Consider the following 14,893-nt stretch of genomic DNA (forward strand, 5'->3'; position numbering starts at 1 on the left):
GACGTATCTTCGCGCAGCCGCCTTAGATCATGCTTAAGTTGACAAGGCGTGGGGCTTAGGGATGTCTTAAGGATGAGCGGGGCGCGGGCAACCCGGACGTACGAAGGGCGCCCAAACCGCGAGCGCCCTTCTTTCAAACGACTACCGGGCCGTTACCGTTGCTGGTATTGCCAAGCCTTAGGCGGCTTCGCGCTGTTCCAGGGTCTTGACGTTGTCGCCACTGATGATGCCGCTCGCGTCGCCGATGGCGATCTTGCGCGGCTTGAGCGCCTCGGGCACTTCGCGCACCAGTTCGATGGTGAGCATGCCGTTGTCGAACGACGCGGTGGTGACCTTCACGTGGTTGGCCAGCTGGAAGCGCTGTTCGAAATCGCGCGCCGCGATACCGCGGTGCAGGAAGGTGCGCTGGACGTCGTCCTTCTGCTTGCGGCCGGTGACGTGCAGGCTGTCACGCTCGGTGACGATTTCCACTTCGTCACGGCTAAAGCCGGCGAGCGCCATCACGATGCGGTATTGGTCTTCGCTCACCAGTTCGATGTTGTACGGCGGGTAGCTTGGCTGCGCTTCGGCGCGTTGCTCGAGCAGGCTGGCCAGGCGATCGAAACCGATGGCGGAACGGTACAGGGGAGTCAGGTCGAAAGTACGCATGGTGTCATATCCTTTTGAAAGTTAAGCGATAAGGGGCGGAACCTCTGATGAGCATTCCGCTGGGACCAATCTAATGTCGTGCTAAGCGTTTTTCAAGTCATACGAAATACGGATTTTTATACTGATTTGCAAATATTATTTGCATGATGTATCTGGAGAAATTTGGGTTGGCATGCGGTGCTACACTCGCCCGCTTCCCTCCAGCTTCCCCGTTCCACCATGACCGCATTCCGCTTCCTGGCCCGCGCCGCCCGTCCGGCCGGCGCCCTCGCCCTTGCCCTCGCTCTCGCCCTGCCTGCTTCCGCCCAGGTGCCCGCCGTCGGCGACGCCCCGTATCCGGGCACGATCGCGCTGCACGTCGATGCGAGCAACCTGTCGCAGCAGATGTTCCGCATGCGGCTGTCGATGCCGGTGCGTCCGGGTCCCATGACCTTGTTCTATCCGCAGTGGGCGCCAGGTAACCACGGCCCGAACATTCCGCTGACCCAGCTGGCCGGCCTGAAGTTCAGCGCAGGCGGCAAGCCGCTCGAATGGACGCGCGACCCGGTGCAGGTCCACGCCTTCCACGTGACGGTGCCGGAAGGCGCCACCACGCTCGAAGCCGAATACCAGTTCCTTTCGCCGCTCGACACCAGCCAGGGCCGCATCACGATGACCGACGACATCCTCGGCGTGCAGTGGCAATCGGTGGCGCTGTACCCGGCCGGCTACCACGCGCGCCGCATCACGGTGCAGCCGACGCTCACGCTGCCGGCCGGCTGGCAGTTCGCCAGCTCGCTGGCGGTCGAGGGCCGCACCGGCGACGAGGTGCGCTTCAAGGCGCACGACCTCGACACCCTGGTCGACTCGCCGCTGTTCGCCGGCCGCTATTTCAAGCGCATCGACCTGGCGCCCGGCGCCAAAAACCCGGTGCTGCTGAACATGGTGGCCGACAATCCCGAGAACCTCGAGGCCAAGCCCGAGCAGATCGCGCTGCACCGCGCGATGGTCGACCAGGCCGTCAAGCTGTTTGGTTCGCGCCACTACCGGCAGTACGACTTCTTGTTCGCGATCTCGGACGAATTCGGCGGCATCGGCCGCGAGCACCAGCAGTCGAGCGAGAACGGCGTGCGGCTCGGCTACTTCAGCGACTGGGGCCGCAACGAAGCCGGCCGCGAACTGTTGCCGCACGAGTTCGTGCATTCGTGGAACGGCAAGTTCCGCCGTCCCGCGGGCCAGGACGTGGCCAACTTCAACACCCCGCTGCAGAACGAGCTGCTGTGGGTGTACGAGGGCCAGACCCAGTTCTGGGGCAAGGTGCTGGCCGCGCGTTCCGGCCTGGTGTCGCAGGCGCACGCGCGCGAAGCGCTGGCGATCGACGCGGCGCGCTACGACACCACCCAGGGGCGCGACTGGCGCGCGATGCAGGACACGGTCAACGACCCGATCATCAACGGCCGCAAGCCGATCGGCTGGGGTAACTGGCAGCGCAGCGAGGACTACTACACCGAGGGCATGCTGGTCTGGCTCGACGTCGACACCAGGATCCGCGAACTGTCGGGCGACAAGCGCAGCCTGGAAGACTTCGCGCGCGCCTTCTTCGGCATCCAGGACGGCAGCATCGACCCGGTGTACTACACCTTCGACGACGTGGTGGCCACGTTGACCAAGGTGCAGAAGTTCGACTGGGCGCCGTTCCTGCGCACGCGGCTGGACGGCCACGGCCCGGGCGCGCCGCTCGACGGCTTGAAGCGCGCCGGCTGGAAGCTGGTCTACGCCGACGCGCCGGGCAATGCGGTCCGCGCCGTTGAAGATCGCAACCGCAGCACCGACTTCACCTATTCGCTCGGCTTCTCGGTGCGCAGCAACGGCGACATCGCCGGCGTGGTCTGGGACGGCGTGGGTTTCCGTGCCGGCCTCGCAGCCAACACCACCATCGTCGCCGTCAACAACCGCGTGTACAAGGGCGACGTGCTGAAGGCGGCGGTGCGCGCCAACAAGGACGGCAAGGCGCCGATCGAGCTCCTGGTACGCAAGGGGAACAACCTGCGCACCATCACGCTCGACTACCGCGACGGCCTGCGTTATCCGAAGCTGGAGCGCATTCCGGGCACGAAGGATCGTCTCGAGGCCTTGTTCAAGGCGGCCAAATAATCTTGACCTGCGTTCTTCGCTGCGGCTAAGATGGCCTCATGACTTTCATCGTGACCTCCCCTGCCAGCTATTGCGCCTACCGCAACGCGCGGCGGTAGGGGCTTCACACAACCCGGTCCGCCTCAGGCGGACCACGCATGGGCAATCGGTCATCCTGGGGCGTTCCACCACCAGGAAACCACATGACCCACACTTCCGACCTGCTGCAGCTGCTGCAAGAACGCGGCTTCATCCACCAATGCACCGACGCGAACGGCCTGCGCCATGCCATGGGCACGCCAGTCACCGCCTACCTCGGTTTCGACGCCACCGCCGACAGCCTGCACGTCGGCCACCTGCAGGGCCTGATGCTGATGCGCTGGCTGCAGCGCGCCGGCCATCGGCCCATGCTGCTGATCGGCGGGGCCACCACCCGCATCGGCGATCCGAGCTTTCGCGACACCTCGCGGCCGGTGCTGGACGCCGCCGCCATCGACGCCAACAGCGCCGGCATCCGCCGCGCCTTCATGCGCTACCTTGGGCCTGGCGTCACCGTGGTCGACAACGCCGAATGGCTCGACGGACTGGGCTACCTCGACTTCCTGGGCAAGGTCGGGCGCCACTTCAGCGTCAACCGCATGCTGACGTTCGACGCGATCCGCTCGCGCCTGGATCACTCGCTGTCCTTCCTCGAATTCGGCTACACCCTGCTGCAGGCCTATGACTTCGTCGAACTGGCGCGTCGCCACGGCTGCACCCTGCAGATCGGCGGCGCCGACCAGTGGGCCAATATCATCAATGGCATCGATCTCGGGCGACGTTCCGCCGGGGTCGACCTGTACGGCCTGACGATGCCGCTGCTAGCCACCAGCGACGGCAAGAAGATGGGCAAGTCGGCCGATGGCGCGGTGTGGCTCAATAGCGATCGCCTGGCGCCCTACGGCTTCTGGCAGTTCTGGCGCAATGTGGACGACCGCGACGTCGAACGCTTCCTGGCGCTGTTCACCGAGCTGCCGATGGATGAGGTGCGGCGCCTCGGCGCGCTGCAGGGCGCGGAACTGAACGAGGCCAAGATCGTGCTGGCCAACGAAGCCACGCGGCTGGCGCACGGGCAGGATGCGCTCGATGCGGCGCAGCGCGCGGCGGCGGCGGCCTTCGGCGGCGCGGACCGCGGCGATATGCCGACCCATGCGATCGATGCAGCGCGCCGCGGCGCCGGCGTGACGCTGGCGGAGCTGGCAGTGGAAGCCGGCCTGGCGGTATCGCGCGGCGCGGCGCGGCGCCTGGCCGCGGGCGGCGGCCTGCGGCTGGACGGGGTGGCGGCGATGGATGCCGACATACCGCTGGCGGGCGATCGTGCCGAATGGGTGTTGTCGGCGGGCCGCAAGCAGCACGTGCGCATCGTGGTCGCGGCCGGGGAGCCGGAAATCTTCTAGGCGCTCGGGGCCCGCAGGCTGTGGCACACTGGCGGCATCCATTGTCCGCCATCCGTCCATGAACAAGTTCGCCGCCAAGCCTTATTTGCAGCGCGTCTGGCCCGACTTCGGCAACGAGGTCGATGTCGACGCCTTCCCGTTCAACATCCCGGCCGTGCGCGAATTGCAAACGATCGAGTTCCACGCCGACGTGACTTTCTTCGTCGGCGAGAACGGCAGCGGCAAGTCGACGATCCTGGAAGCCATCGCGCTGGCGCTGGGCTTCGGGGTCGAGGGCGGCACCATGGCCGTCCAGCTGCTCGATACCCTGGGCGAGAGGTCGCCGCTGGCCGGGCATCTACGCATGTCGCGCGGCGTGCGCCGGCCCAGGGACAGCTATTTCATGCGCGCCGAAAGTTTTTATAACGTCGCGACCTATATGGACCAGCAGATCGGTTCGGCCAGCTATGGCGGCAATTTGCATGCGTGCTCGCACGGCGAGGCCTTCATGAGCGTGCTGCTCAACAAGTTCAAGGGCAACGGCCTGTACCTGCTGGACGAACCCGAGGCGGCGCTATCGCCCAATCGCCAGCTGGCCGCCCTGCGCGCGATCCACCAGCTGGTGCAGCAGCAATCGCAATTCATCATCGTGACCCACTCGCCGATCCTGCTGGCCTATCCGGGCGCGAAGATCCTCGCCTTCGATGCCTCGGGCATCACCGAGATGGCCTACGAGGACACCGAACACTATGCGGTCTCGCGCGACTTCCTGAACCACTATCCGCGCCGGCTCGAGCAACTGCTGGCGCCGGATTGAATCCGGGCCGGGATCACTTCCATTCGCCGCGCTGGTTCACCAGTGTCTTCTTGCCTTCGGTGACCACCAGGCGGCCATCGGCGAACACGGTATAGCTCACGCGGCCTGACTTGAACACATAGCCCTGGAAGGCGCCAGGCGTCACGCCGTCGGCGGCGGTCGCGTGCATGGTCTTGCCGCGCAGGGCGATCGCCTTGCCGGACTTCTTGCTGGTGCCGACGTAGCGCACGTCGTCGCAGGTGACGTTGCCCTCTTCGCATTGCTGCGTGATCTTGACGGTATAGCCTTTGGTTTCCAGGGTTTGCTGCGCCTGGGCGTGGGCGGATGCGGATGCGGCCAGCGCCAGCGCGGCCACGGCTGCCAGGTTGATTGATCGCTTCATGGTTCCTCCGGTCGGCTTCGATGGGCGAAATTATGCCCGATCGGGGCGTCTCGACCGTTCGCTGGCGCGCTTATGACTCGGCGCGGCCCAGGTCGAGGTAACGCGAGGCCCAGGCCGCGATCACATCGGCGATGTAGACGGCGTCGTGGCGGCGCCGCAGCAGGTGGTCGGCATCGTCGAGCGAGACGAAGCTCTTGGGATGGCGCGCGGCCAGGAAGATCTGCTCCGCATTGGCCACGGCGACAGTGTCGTCCTGCGGCGAATGCATCACCAGCAGCGCACGGCCCAGGTCGCGGATCTTCTGCTCCAGGCGCTGCTCGGCGACGTCCTCCAAAAACTGGCGCTTGATCGTGAACGGACGGCCGGCCAGCTGGACATGGGCGACGCCGTGCGTTTCGATGGCGTCGAGGTGCTCTCGGAACATGCCGGTGACGTGGTGCGGGTCGCTCGGCGCGGCGATGGTGGCGACGGCGCGCACCTCCGGCATGCCGGAGGCCGCGGCCAGTACCGCCGCGCCGCCCAGGCTGTGGCCGACCAGGAGCTGCGGCGCCGCGTACTCGGTGCGCAAGAAGTCGCTTGCCGCCACCAGGTCGGACAGGTTGGACGAGAAATTCGTGTTGGCGAATTCGCCTTCGCTGGCGCCGATGCCGGTGAAGTCGAAGCGCAGCACGGCGATGCCGTGGCGGGTCAGGCCCTGGGCGATGCGGGCCGCGGCGAAGACGTCCTTGCCGCAGCTGAAGCAGTGGGCAAACAGGGCATAGGCCTTGACCAGGCCTTCGGGTGCGTCGAGGCGGGCGGCCAGCATCTGGCCGTCGGCGCCTTTGAAGTGGACTGCTTCGCCTGCCATGAGCGTCTCCTCGTCGTTGTCGTATCGTTGTCGTATCGTTGTCGTAGCGTCGTGCCGTCGTCGCAGGCAAGATAGCATGGGCTTGCGAGGCGCAGATATCTGCCAATGGGGGCATTCAAGCCAGGCCGTCACCCGAACAAGCCATGCAGGAACCAGCGCGGCGCGGCATCCTCGCCGGTGCCGTTGATACGCTCGCGATAGATCCAGTACAGCGCATGGTCTTGCCCTTCGGCGATGAAGTAGTCGCGGGTTTGCGTCTGGCTCCACCACCCGGCCTCGATGCGCTCGGGATTCGAGGCCACCCGCAAGGGCGAACCGTAGAACGGCCGGTGGTCGCGCATCAGGAGCGCGATCGGCTTGGCCAGCAGCCAGCTCGGACGCGGCAGGCTCTGCACGTCGGGCGGCATCTGCGCCGCGCGGGCGGCTGCGCTCACCTTTTGCTGCACCGGCACCCAGGCATTGGCTACCTCGGGCCGGTAGTCGGCCAGCGGCAGCGCCTGCAAGACATTGTCTGCACCCAGGCGCGCCACCAGCAGCTCGATCATGCGCATCCGGTCTTCTTCGCTGCCGCCGGGATCGGGAAACAGCGAGTCGGTCGGCGGCGCCATCGCCTGCAATTGCTGTGCCTCGAGCCCGATGCCGATCACGGGCGCCACGAGCTCCAGCTTGGCCAGGCGCTCGCGCAAGAGCCGCAGCAGGTGGTCGTCGCGCCAGGTGGGCTCGGCCAGCGCGACCTCGAGCAGGGTCGGCGGACGCGCAAGGCGGCCGCGCTCGTGCTCGAGCGACAGCCGGATGCGCTCGACCGCCAGCTGGCGCGCGCACAGCCAGCCGGTCATTTGCAGCACCAGGCGATGGGCGCCGGCCAGCAGCAAGTCTGCCTGTTCGAGCCGGTCGAACAATTCGAGCCGCGCATGGAAACGCTCGGGCGGCGCGACCCACTGGAACAACTCGGCGTTCAGGCCATAGGCGGCGTCTAGCATGTCGAGCAACTCACGACCGCAGCGCCGCTGCAGGCCGGGACGCGGCAGGCGCCGCAACTCATCCAGGCGACGACAGCCGATGCCCTCGAACCAGCTGGCGAACGGGCGCGCCGGCGGCAGCAGGGCCACCGGCAAGCGGTCGAGGCGCCGCACCAGTGTATCCATCGTCAACGCGCGGCCCGCATTGCGGCGCGCCAGCAGCCACGCCCCGCGCGCGGTCGGCGCGCAGGCGATGCAGGCCGTGAAGCCGAGCGCCGCCATATTGGCGCGCACCCGCTCGCACAGGCGCCGGATGCCGCCGAACAGGCGCAGGCTGGCGCCGACATCGAGCAGCAAGGTCGCCTCTTGGGCCAGGGTCACTTGCGGCGTGTACTGCAGCATCGTCATGGCCACCGCCTCCATGGCCTCGGCCTCGCGCTCGTGGCTGCGCAGCTCGATGCGCGCCTCGGGCATCAGCATCAGCACGCCGCCGCGGCGCATGCCGATCTGCACGCCGGCAGCGTGCGCCGCCGGCGACAGCGCCATCACCCGCTCCTGCTCGAGGACGACGCTGCCGAGATCGCGGCCTAGACCGCCATTGCCATCGCTGCCGCTTGCGCCATTGCCATCGCCTGCGCCTGCGCCTGTGCCTGCGCTGCCAACCATGCTGCCAACTGCTGCGCCGGCAGTTACACCGCCAGTCGCATTGCCAGTCGCATTGCCAGCCCCGCCGCTCGCCGCGCTGCCAGCCTCACTGAACCAGCGTGGGCTGAAGACCTCGAGCGGTAGCTGGGGCAAATACAGGCCGATCCAGAGGCGCATGGCGTTGCAGTAGTGAAGATCCAAGAGGAAGGAACAGCGGCGCTTCGCGCTGCGGTCCCCGACGTTTGACGAAGTCGATATGCATGCCGCCGGCTGCTGGCCGCAGCGCAAGACGCAAAGGCGCGGGAGATGCGTCTTGCGCCGCCGCCAGCGGGCGGAGCATGAAAAACAGCGTTTCGCCGCCCTGCGCCGCCAGGTGCAGGCGGCGCAGGCTTTCGTTACGCATATGGTTGCTCCAGAACAGCAAGGCGCCGCAACTGCCACTACGCAATACCTGCTCGGCCGCCCATAGCGCATCTGCGGTGCGCGTCGTGCGCAGCCACAACAACTGGGATGGCTCCAGGCCCAGCGCGGCAAGCGCCAGGGCCTGGGGTGGATGGGGCGGCTGCAACAGCACGATGCGGCGTTCGGCGCAGGCGGCCAGGGCCGGACGCAGCAGGCGCATTTCGCCGATGCCGGGCTGTTGCACGTGCAGGTCGACCAGGGTGCCGCCGGGCCAGCCGCCGCCGGGAAGCTGGCTCGAGAGCGTCGCGTGGCCGGTGTCGATGCAGCGCGTGTCGGCATGCGCCAGCTGCGACGCGCGCCACAGCGATGGGTGCACTGCCTCTGGTGCGGCAAGGATGGCTGAGTGAGTCATAGGCCTTATCAAACAAATACTGTATAAACATACAGTACTATCTGCACCCGGGTTTGGCAAGGTCTATTCAATTTGACTATACCAGTTAGGTGATTGGTATTGACCATAATTAAATGTGTTCATAAAGACCACACCACATGGGCGAAATGGCTTGTTTATTGGCGTTCCGGCACCATCTCTTTTACTTGCGTACGACGACAACCTTACGAGGACGCCATGGACGACGACATCCTGGTCAGCAAGGCCGCCACTATCGAACGCTGCTGCCGGCGCGCCCGCGACGAATACGACAAGGACCCCAACACCTTCGCCGACGACGTCACGCGCCAGGACGCGGCCACGCTGAACGTGATCCGGGCCTGGGAAGCGGCGATCGAGATGGGCGACTATGTGATCGGCAATGCCCGCCTCGGCCTGCCGCAGGACGAGCGCGAGGTCATCGCCTTGCTGGCCGAACATGGCTGGATCGCCCCGGTGCTGGCCGAAGACCTCAAGCGTACTGGCGAATTCTGCCGCGCGGAATGGGATTACCAGGCGGCCCCATTGCCGGCCCTGGTGACCATCGTCAAGCGCGGCCTCGACGATTTCACCGATTATTCGGCTGCACTATTGAGCGGCGTGCGCGAAGTCGGCTAACAGCCCTCAGGCGCGCCATCCCTGCGCCAAAGCTGTACTAACTGATATCATGCGCCATTTTCCGGGGATGGCCCCCACTATCGTCCGACACGATGCCCCGCCATCCCGCACCTGATTACAAAGAAAAAATGACCCAACCTGACAACCTGCCCGGCTTCTTCAGCCGTCTTTCGATCGCCTTCGGCGCCCTGTTCAAATCGCTCGGCGACGCCGAGTTCGCCGCCCGCGTGCGCGACGACAGTGTCGGCCCGACCGCCGCGCCGGCGCCGGCCCCTGCTCCAGCGCCAACGCCCGCTGCGGCGCCGCTGCGCGCCCCGACCCCGGACTCGGCCCTGCAACTGCTGAGCCTATTCCAGCGCGAAGCGCGCCTGATCGACTTCGCCCACGAAAATCTCTCCGGCTATTCGGACGCCGACATCGGCGCCGCCGCCCGCGTCGTGCACGAAGGCTGCGCGCGCGTGCTGCGCGAGCACTTCACGATCGAAGCGGTGCGCAGCGAGAACGAAGGCAGCCGCATCACCCTCGACGAAGGCTTCGACGCCGCCAGCGTGCGCCTGACCGGCAACGTGGTCGGCAAGGCGCCGTTCACCGGCACCTTGAGCCACCGCGGCTGGCGCGCATCGAAAGTGACGCTGCCACAGCTGGCCGAAAGCCACGACGCGCGCGTGCTGGCCCCGGCGGAGGTGGAACTGTGAGCCAGCCAGAAAACGCACGCTACGCCATCGGCATCGACCTGGGCACCACCCACAGCGCCCTGTCATACGTCGACCTGCAGGCCAGCGACGGCGAGAAGGCCGTCGACGCCGTGCTGCCGATCCCGCAGCTGACCGCCCCCGGCACGATCGAGGCGCTGCCGCTGCTGCCGTCCTTCCTCTACCTGCCGCACCCAGACGAAATGCCGGCCGGCGAACGCGCCCTGCCCTGGAGCCAGGGTGAAGAAGCCGCGGTCGCCGGCGAGATGGCGAGGAGCCGCGGCGCGACCACGCCGATCCGCCTGGTGTCGTCGGCCAAGAGCTGGCTGTGCCACCCCGGCGTGGACCGCCGCGCCGCGATCCTGCCGCAGGACGCGCCGGAAGAAGTCACCAAGGTGTCGCCACTGGCCGCCTCGACCCGCTACCTCGAACACCTGCGCCAGGCCTGGAACGCGGCGCACCCGGAATCGCCGTTCGACCAGCAATCGGTCACCGTCACCATCCCCGCCTCGTTCGACCCGGCCGCGCGCGAACTGACCGCGGAGGCGGCGCGCCAGGCCGGCTTCGCCCCGACCCTGCTCGAAGAGCCGCAAGCGGCCCTGTACAGCTGGATCCAGGGCAGCGGCGGTCGCTGGCGCAAGCAAGTGCAGCCGGGCGACATCATCCTGGTGGTCGACGTCGGCGGCGGCACCAGCGACTTCTCGCTGATCGCGATCCTCGAGCGCGACGGCAAGCTCGAACCGCACCGCGTGGCCGTGGGCGACCACATCCTGCTGGGCGGCGACAATATGGATCTCGCCCTGGCCCATTTCGTGGCACGCAAACTTGCCACCAACGGCACCCAGCTCGACGCCTGGCAGATGCGCTCCCTCACCTATGGCTGCCGCAGCGCCAAGGAACACCTGCTGGCCGACCCGAACGCGACCACCTGGCCGATCGTGGTGCCAAGCCGCGGCTCGAAGCTGATCGGCGGTTCGATCCGCACCGAACTCACAAGCGAAGAAGTCACGTCCTTCATCACGGATGGTTTCTTCCCGCGCGTGGAAGCGTCGGCACGCCCTGCCGTGCGCGCCCGCGCCGGCCTGACCCAGCTCGGCCTGCCGTATGCGCAGGACGCGGCGATCACGCGCCACCTGGCCGCCTTCCTGGCGCGCCAGGCCGGCGCCACCGCCGAACTCGAAGGTTTCAGCGGCCGCGTGAACGCGGAGCACAGCTTCCTGCATCCGAGCGCGGTGCTGTTCAACGGCGGCGTGTTCAAATCCAGCATCCTGGCCCAGCGCGTGATGGACACCATCAACGACTGGCTGTACATGGAAGGCGCCGAACCGGCGCGCATGCTCGAAGGCGCCGATCTCGATCTGGCGGTCGCGCGCGGCGCCGCCTATTTCAGCTACGCGCGGCGCGGCGGCGGTGTGCGCATCCGCGGCGGCACGGCGCGGTCCTATTACGTCGGCGTCGAGTCGTCGATGCCGGCCATCCCCGGCATGGAACCGCCGCTGGAAGCCCTGTGCGTGGCGCCGTTCGGCATGGAAGAAGGCAGCGAACTCGAACTCCCTGGCCAGGAATTCGGCCTGGTGATCGGCGAGCCCGTCACCTTCCGCTTCTTCGGTTCGACCGTGCGCCGCCAGGACCGCATCGGCGAGGTGCTCGAATTCTGGGGCCCGGACGAGCTGCAGGAACTCAACGAGATCCAGGCCACCTTGCCCGCCGAAGGCCGCGTGGCCGGCGAAGTCGTGCAGGTGAAACTGCATGCATTGGCCACCGATGCGGGCACGCTGGAACTGGCGGCTGTCGCCCGTGACGGTCAGCGCTGGAAGGTCGAGTTCGACGTTCGTACTGCCGCAGAGGCATAGTGACGTACCTGGTAGGCATCGACCTGGGCACCACCAATACGGTGCTTGCCTTTGCCCGTGATGGCAAGGGCGCGATCGAACTGTTCCCGATCGACCAGCTGGTGGCGCCCGGCGAAGTCGCCGGCGCGCCGCTGCTGCCGTCGATGCGCTACCACCCGGGCGCCGATGAACTGGCGCACGGCGAACTGCAACTCCCCTGGAACGTATCCGACGTCGCCGGCGTCGAACGCTTCGCGCTGGGCCGCCTGGCGCGCGCGCTCGGCGCGGCCACGCCGGGACGCCTGGTCGCCAGCGCCAAGAGCTGGCTGTCGCATACCGGCGTCGACCGCATGGCGCCCATCCTGCCCTGGGGCGCCGATAACGAGGTAGCCAAGGTGTCGCCGGTGGCCGCCAGTGCCAGCTACCTGGCGCACCTGCGCGCCGCATGGAACACGCGCCATCCCGGGCAGCCGCTCGAACGCCAGCAGATCGTGCTCACGGTCCCCGCCTCGTTCGACGAAGGCGCGCGTGCGCTGACACTGGAGGCGGCGAAGCAGGCCGGCCTGCCGGATGTGCGCCTGCTCGAAGAACCGCAGGCCGCGCTGTACGACTGGCTGTACCGGCATCGCACCGACCTTGGCGCGCTTCTTTCCAATACGCGCCTGGTGCTGGTGGCCGACGTCGGCGGCGGCACCACCGACTTCAGCCTGGTCAAGGTCGAGACCAACGATGGCGAGCCGACGCTGACCCGCATCGGCGTGGGCAACCACCTGATCCTGGGCGGCGACAATATGGACCTGGCGCTGGCCCATCTGGTCGAGGCGCGCATGGCCGAGCAAAGCGGCGACGACGCCACCCGCACCCGCTTGCCCGCTGCGCGCCTGGCCCAGCTCACCGAACGCTGCCGCGCGGCCAAGGAGCGACTGCTGGCCGAGGATGCACCCGATCACGTCACCGTCACCCTGCTCGGCGCCGGCAGCCGCCTGATCGGCGCCAGCCGCAAGGCCGACCTGCGGCGCGAGGACATCGAACGCATCGTGCTCGATGGCTTTTTCCCGCTCAATGCCGTGCAGGAGGACGCCAGGCGCGCACGCGCTGGCATCGTCGAATTCGGCTTGCCGTATGCGAGCGATCCAGCCGTCACGCGCCACCTGGCGGGCTTCCTGCGCCAGCACGCGTCGGCCGCGCGCGAGGCGCTTGGCCTGCCAGACGATGATCAACTGCCGGTGCCAGACACGGTACTGCTCAACGGCGGCGTATTCAGGGGCAGCGCCCTGGCGCAGCGCCTGGTCGATACCTTGACGGCGTGGCGTGGCGCGCCAGTACGCGTGCTGCACAACGAGAACCCCGACATTGCCGTCGCCCGCGGCGCCGTGGCCTACACGCTGGCGCGCCAGGGCCTGGCCCCGGCCATCGAAAGCGGCGCCGCGCGCAGTTATTACCTGCTGCTCGATGGCGAGGCACAGCAAGACAAGCTGCGGACTGTCTGCCTGCTCCCGCGCGGCACACAAGCCGCGCTCGAGGTGGCGCTGGCCGATCGCAGCTTCGCGCTGCGCGTCGGTCGCCCGGTGCGCTTCCACCTGGTCTCGACCATCGCCGACAGTGGCGCCCCGCCACAGCCCGGCGACCTGGTCGACCTGGATCCGCTTGAGGTGGCGCGCCTGCCGGCGATCGCCACCGTGCTGCGCGCCGCGCGCGGCGCTCCGACCGAGATTCCGGTGCGATTGGTGACGACGCTGAGCGAGGTCGGCACGCTCGACGTGCACTGCGTGGCCGAGGATGGCGGCCAGCGCTGGCAACTGGCCTTCCAGCTGCGCGGCGAGGCCGACGATGAATCCCAGGACGAAGCGCTGCCGCTGGAACTGGACGCCGCGATCGACAAGATCGAGCGCGTATTCGGCGCCCGCTCGAAACAGGTCGACCCGAAGGAAGTCAAGCAACTGCGCGCCAGCCTGGAACACCTGCTCGGCTCACGCGAACGCTGGACCACGCCCCTGCTGCGACGCCTGTTCGACGCCCTGCTTGCGCGCGCCAAGGGCCGACGCCGCTCGGTCGAGCACGAGCGCGCCTGGCTCAATCTCGCCGGCTACAGCCTGCGGCCCGGCTTCGGCCATCCGCTCGACGAATGGCGCATGGAGCAGTTGTGGGCGATGTTCGAGGGCGGCGTCCAGCACCACAAAGACAGCCAGGTACGCGCCGAATGGTGGACCTTGTGGCGCCGCGTGGCTGGTGGCCTGTCGACCGAATCGCAGTTGCGCGTGCTCGACGATTTCGCCTTCAACCTGCAGGCCGACGAATCCGAACGCGGACGCAGGCCGGTCACCCTGGTCGACGGCAGCGAAGAGGACATGCTGCGCGTCGGCGCCTCGCTCGAGCGCATCCCCTCGGCCTACAAGGCCGAGATCGGCGAATGGCTGCTGGGGCAGATCGACGGCATCCCCTCCGCCGGCAAGCTCGATGCCCGCGCCATGGCGCGCTACGGCCGCTACCTGTGGGCGCTGGGCCGGGTCGGCGCGCGCCAGTCGTTCCAGTCCAGCGCCCATGAAGTCGCGCCACCCGAAGTCGCCGAACACTGGCTCGGAAAACTCCTGCAACTGGACTGGCGCAAGGTGGAGCCGGCCGGCTTCGCCGCCGCCCACATCGCGCGCATGACGGGCGACCGTTCGCGCGACGTCCAGGAGGCGGTGCGCGACGACGTGCTGCGGCGCCTGGCCGCGAGCGGCGCGCCGCCGATGTGGGCATCGATGGTGCGCGAGGTGGTGGAGCTCGACCAGGCGGTCGAGACCCGCTTGCTGGGCGATGCGCTGCCGCCGGGACTCAAGCTGCTGTACTAATAGTCCCAAGCTAATCTAAGCTAGTCTTGCTTCATGGATACGCCATCCGTACGCTACGAACGTAGACAAAGCACCGCATGATTTGTCATTCACTGACATCATTAATCTGCAAGAAGCCCATAATAATCAGAATGCATAGGCCTATCATCCAACAGGTGAGAATTCGCGCATTTTGACGGAAACTAAAAGGGTATTCTGGAACTGCGTTTTATTGACTAACAAGAGACCCCGCTGAATTCACGGCAGAGTGACAGATAATG

12 protein-coding genes are annotated in these 14,893 nt (G+C 67.2%); 7 read left to right on the top strand and 5 right to left on the bottom strand.

Annotated features, from left to right (window positions below; all coding sequences use genetic code 11):
- Positions 1 to 177: 177 nt before the first annotated feature.
- On the bottom strand, positions 178 to 648 hold the full coding sequence (locus tag E8M83_RS01500; protein WP_137171630.1) for an Hsp20 family protein: 471 nt from the start codon (positions 646 to 648) through the stop codon (positions 178 to 180).
- 219 nt (positions 649 to 867) lie between these two features.
- Between E8M83_RS01500 and E8M83_RS01505 the strand changes: the two genes are divergently transcribed.
- The 3 genes from E8M83_RS01505 to E8M83_RS01515 all read left to right on the top strand — a co-directional run bounded on the left by E8M83_RS01505 (position 868) and on the right by E8M83_RS01515 (position 4,992).
- Positions 868 to 2,781 (top strand): M61 family metallopeptidase, encoded by a 1,914-nt coding sequence (locus E8M83_RS01505; RefSeq protein ID WP_137171631.1) that lies wholly within the window; start codon positions 868 to 870, stop codon positions 2,779 to 2,781.
- Between the two features lie 182 nt (positions 2,782 to 2,963).
- Positions 2,964 to 4,196, top strand: coding sequence for a tyrosine--tRNA ligase (tyrS, locus tag E8M83_RS01510; RefSeq protein ID WP_137171632.1), 1,233 nt, complete (start codon positions 2,964 to 2,966; stop codon positions 4,194 to 4,196).
- Between the two features lie 58 nt (positions 4,197 to 4,254).
- Positions 4,255 to 4,992 (top strand): AAA family ATPase, encoded by a 738-nt coding sequence (locus tag E8M83_RS01515; RefSeq protein WP_137171633.1) that lies wholly within the window; start codon positions 4,255 to 4,257, stop codon positions 4,990 to 4,992.
- A 13-nt stretch (positions 4,993 to 5,005) separates the two neighbouring features.
- Here the strand turns inward: E8M83_RS01515 and E8M83_RS01520 are convergent, their stop codons facing one another.
- The 4 genes from E8M83_RS01520 to imuA all read right to left on the bottom strand — a co-directional run bounded on the left by E8M83_RS01520 (position 5,006) and on the right by imuA (position 8,639).
- A complete protein-coding gene (locus E8M83_RS01520) occupies positions 5,006 to 5,374 on the bottom strand; it encodes a hypothetical protein (RefSeq protein ID WP_137171634.1) in 369 nt (122 codons plus the stop codon).
- Positions 5,375 to 5,444: 70 nt separating this feature from the next.
- A complete protein-coding gene (locus tag E8M83_RS01525) occupies positions 5,445 to 6,221 on the bottom strand; it encodes a S9 family peptidase (protein WP_137171635.1) in 777 nt (258 codons plus the stop codon).
- A gap of 128 nt (positions 6,222 to 6,349) precedes the next feature.
- Entirely contained in the window at positions 6,350 to 7,846 is a 1,497-nt protein-coding gene (locus tag E8M83_RS01530) for a DNA polymerase Y family protein (protein WP_267874159.1), read from the bottom strand.
- 85 nt (positions 7,847 to 7,931) lie between these two features.
- Positions 7,932 to 8,639: a translesion DNA synthesis-associated protein ImuA gene (gene imuA, locus E8M83_RS01535; RefSeq protein WP_137171636.1), complete on the bottom strand. Its 708-nt coding sequence runs from the start codon at positions 8,637 to 8,639 to the stop codon at positions 7,932 to 7,934.
- A 216-nt stretch (positions 8,640 to 8,855) separates the two neighbouring features.
- Between imuA and E8M83_RS01540 the strand changes: the two genes are divergently transcribed.
- From E8M83_RS01540 to E8M83_RS01555, 4 genes are all read left to right on the top strand, one after another.
- The gene (locus E8M83_RS01540; protein ID WP_137171637.1) at positions 8,856 to 9,275 is read left to right on the top strand and encodes a DUF86 domain-containing protein; all 420 of its coding nucleotides are present in this window, start codon (positions 8,856 to 8,858) and stop codon (positions 9,273 to 9,275) included.
- 128 nt (positions 9,276 to 9,403) lie between these two features.
- Positions 9,404 to 9,970, top strand: a complete 567-nt coding sequence (locus tag E8M83_RS01545) for a DUF2760 domain-containing protein (RefSeq protein WP_137171638.1) — start codon at positions 9,404 to 9,406, stop codon at positions 9,968 to 9,970.
- Positions 9,967 to 11,820, top strand: a complete 1,854-nt coding sequence (locus E8M83_RS01550) for an Hsp70 family protein (protein ID WP_137171639.1) — start codon at positions 9,967 to 9,969, stop codon at positions 11,818 to 11,820. The genes E8M83_RS01545 and E8M83_RS01550 overlap by 4 nt, the downstream gene beginning before the upstream one ends.
- Positions 11,817 to 14,633 (top strand): Hsp70 family protein, encoded by a 2,817-nt coding sequence (locus E8M83_RS01555; RefSeq protein WP_373995026.1) that lies wholly within the window; start codon positions 11,817 to 11,819, stop codon positions 14,631 to 14,633. Before E8M83_RS01550 ends, E8M83_RS01555 begins: the two co-directional genes overlap by 4 nt.
- Positions 14,634 to 14,893 lie beyond the last annotated feature (260 nt).

Source organism: Massilia sp. HP4, from assembly GCF_005222695.1.
GTDB lineage: Bacteria > Pseudomonadota > Gammaproteobacteria > Burkholderiales > Burkholderiaceae_D > Telluria.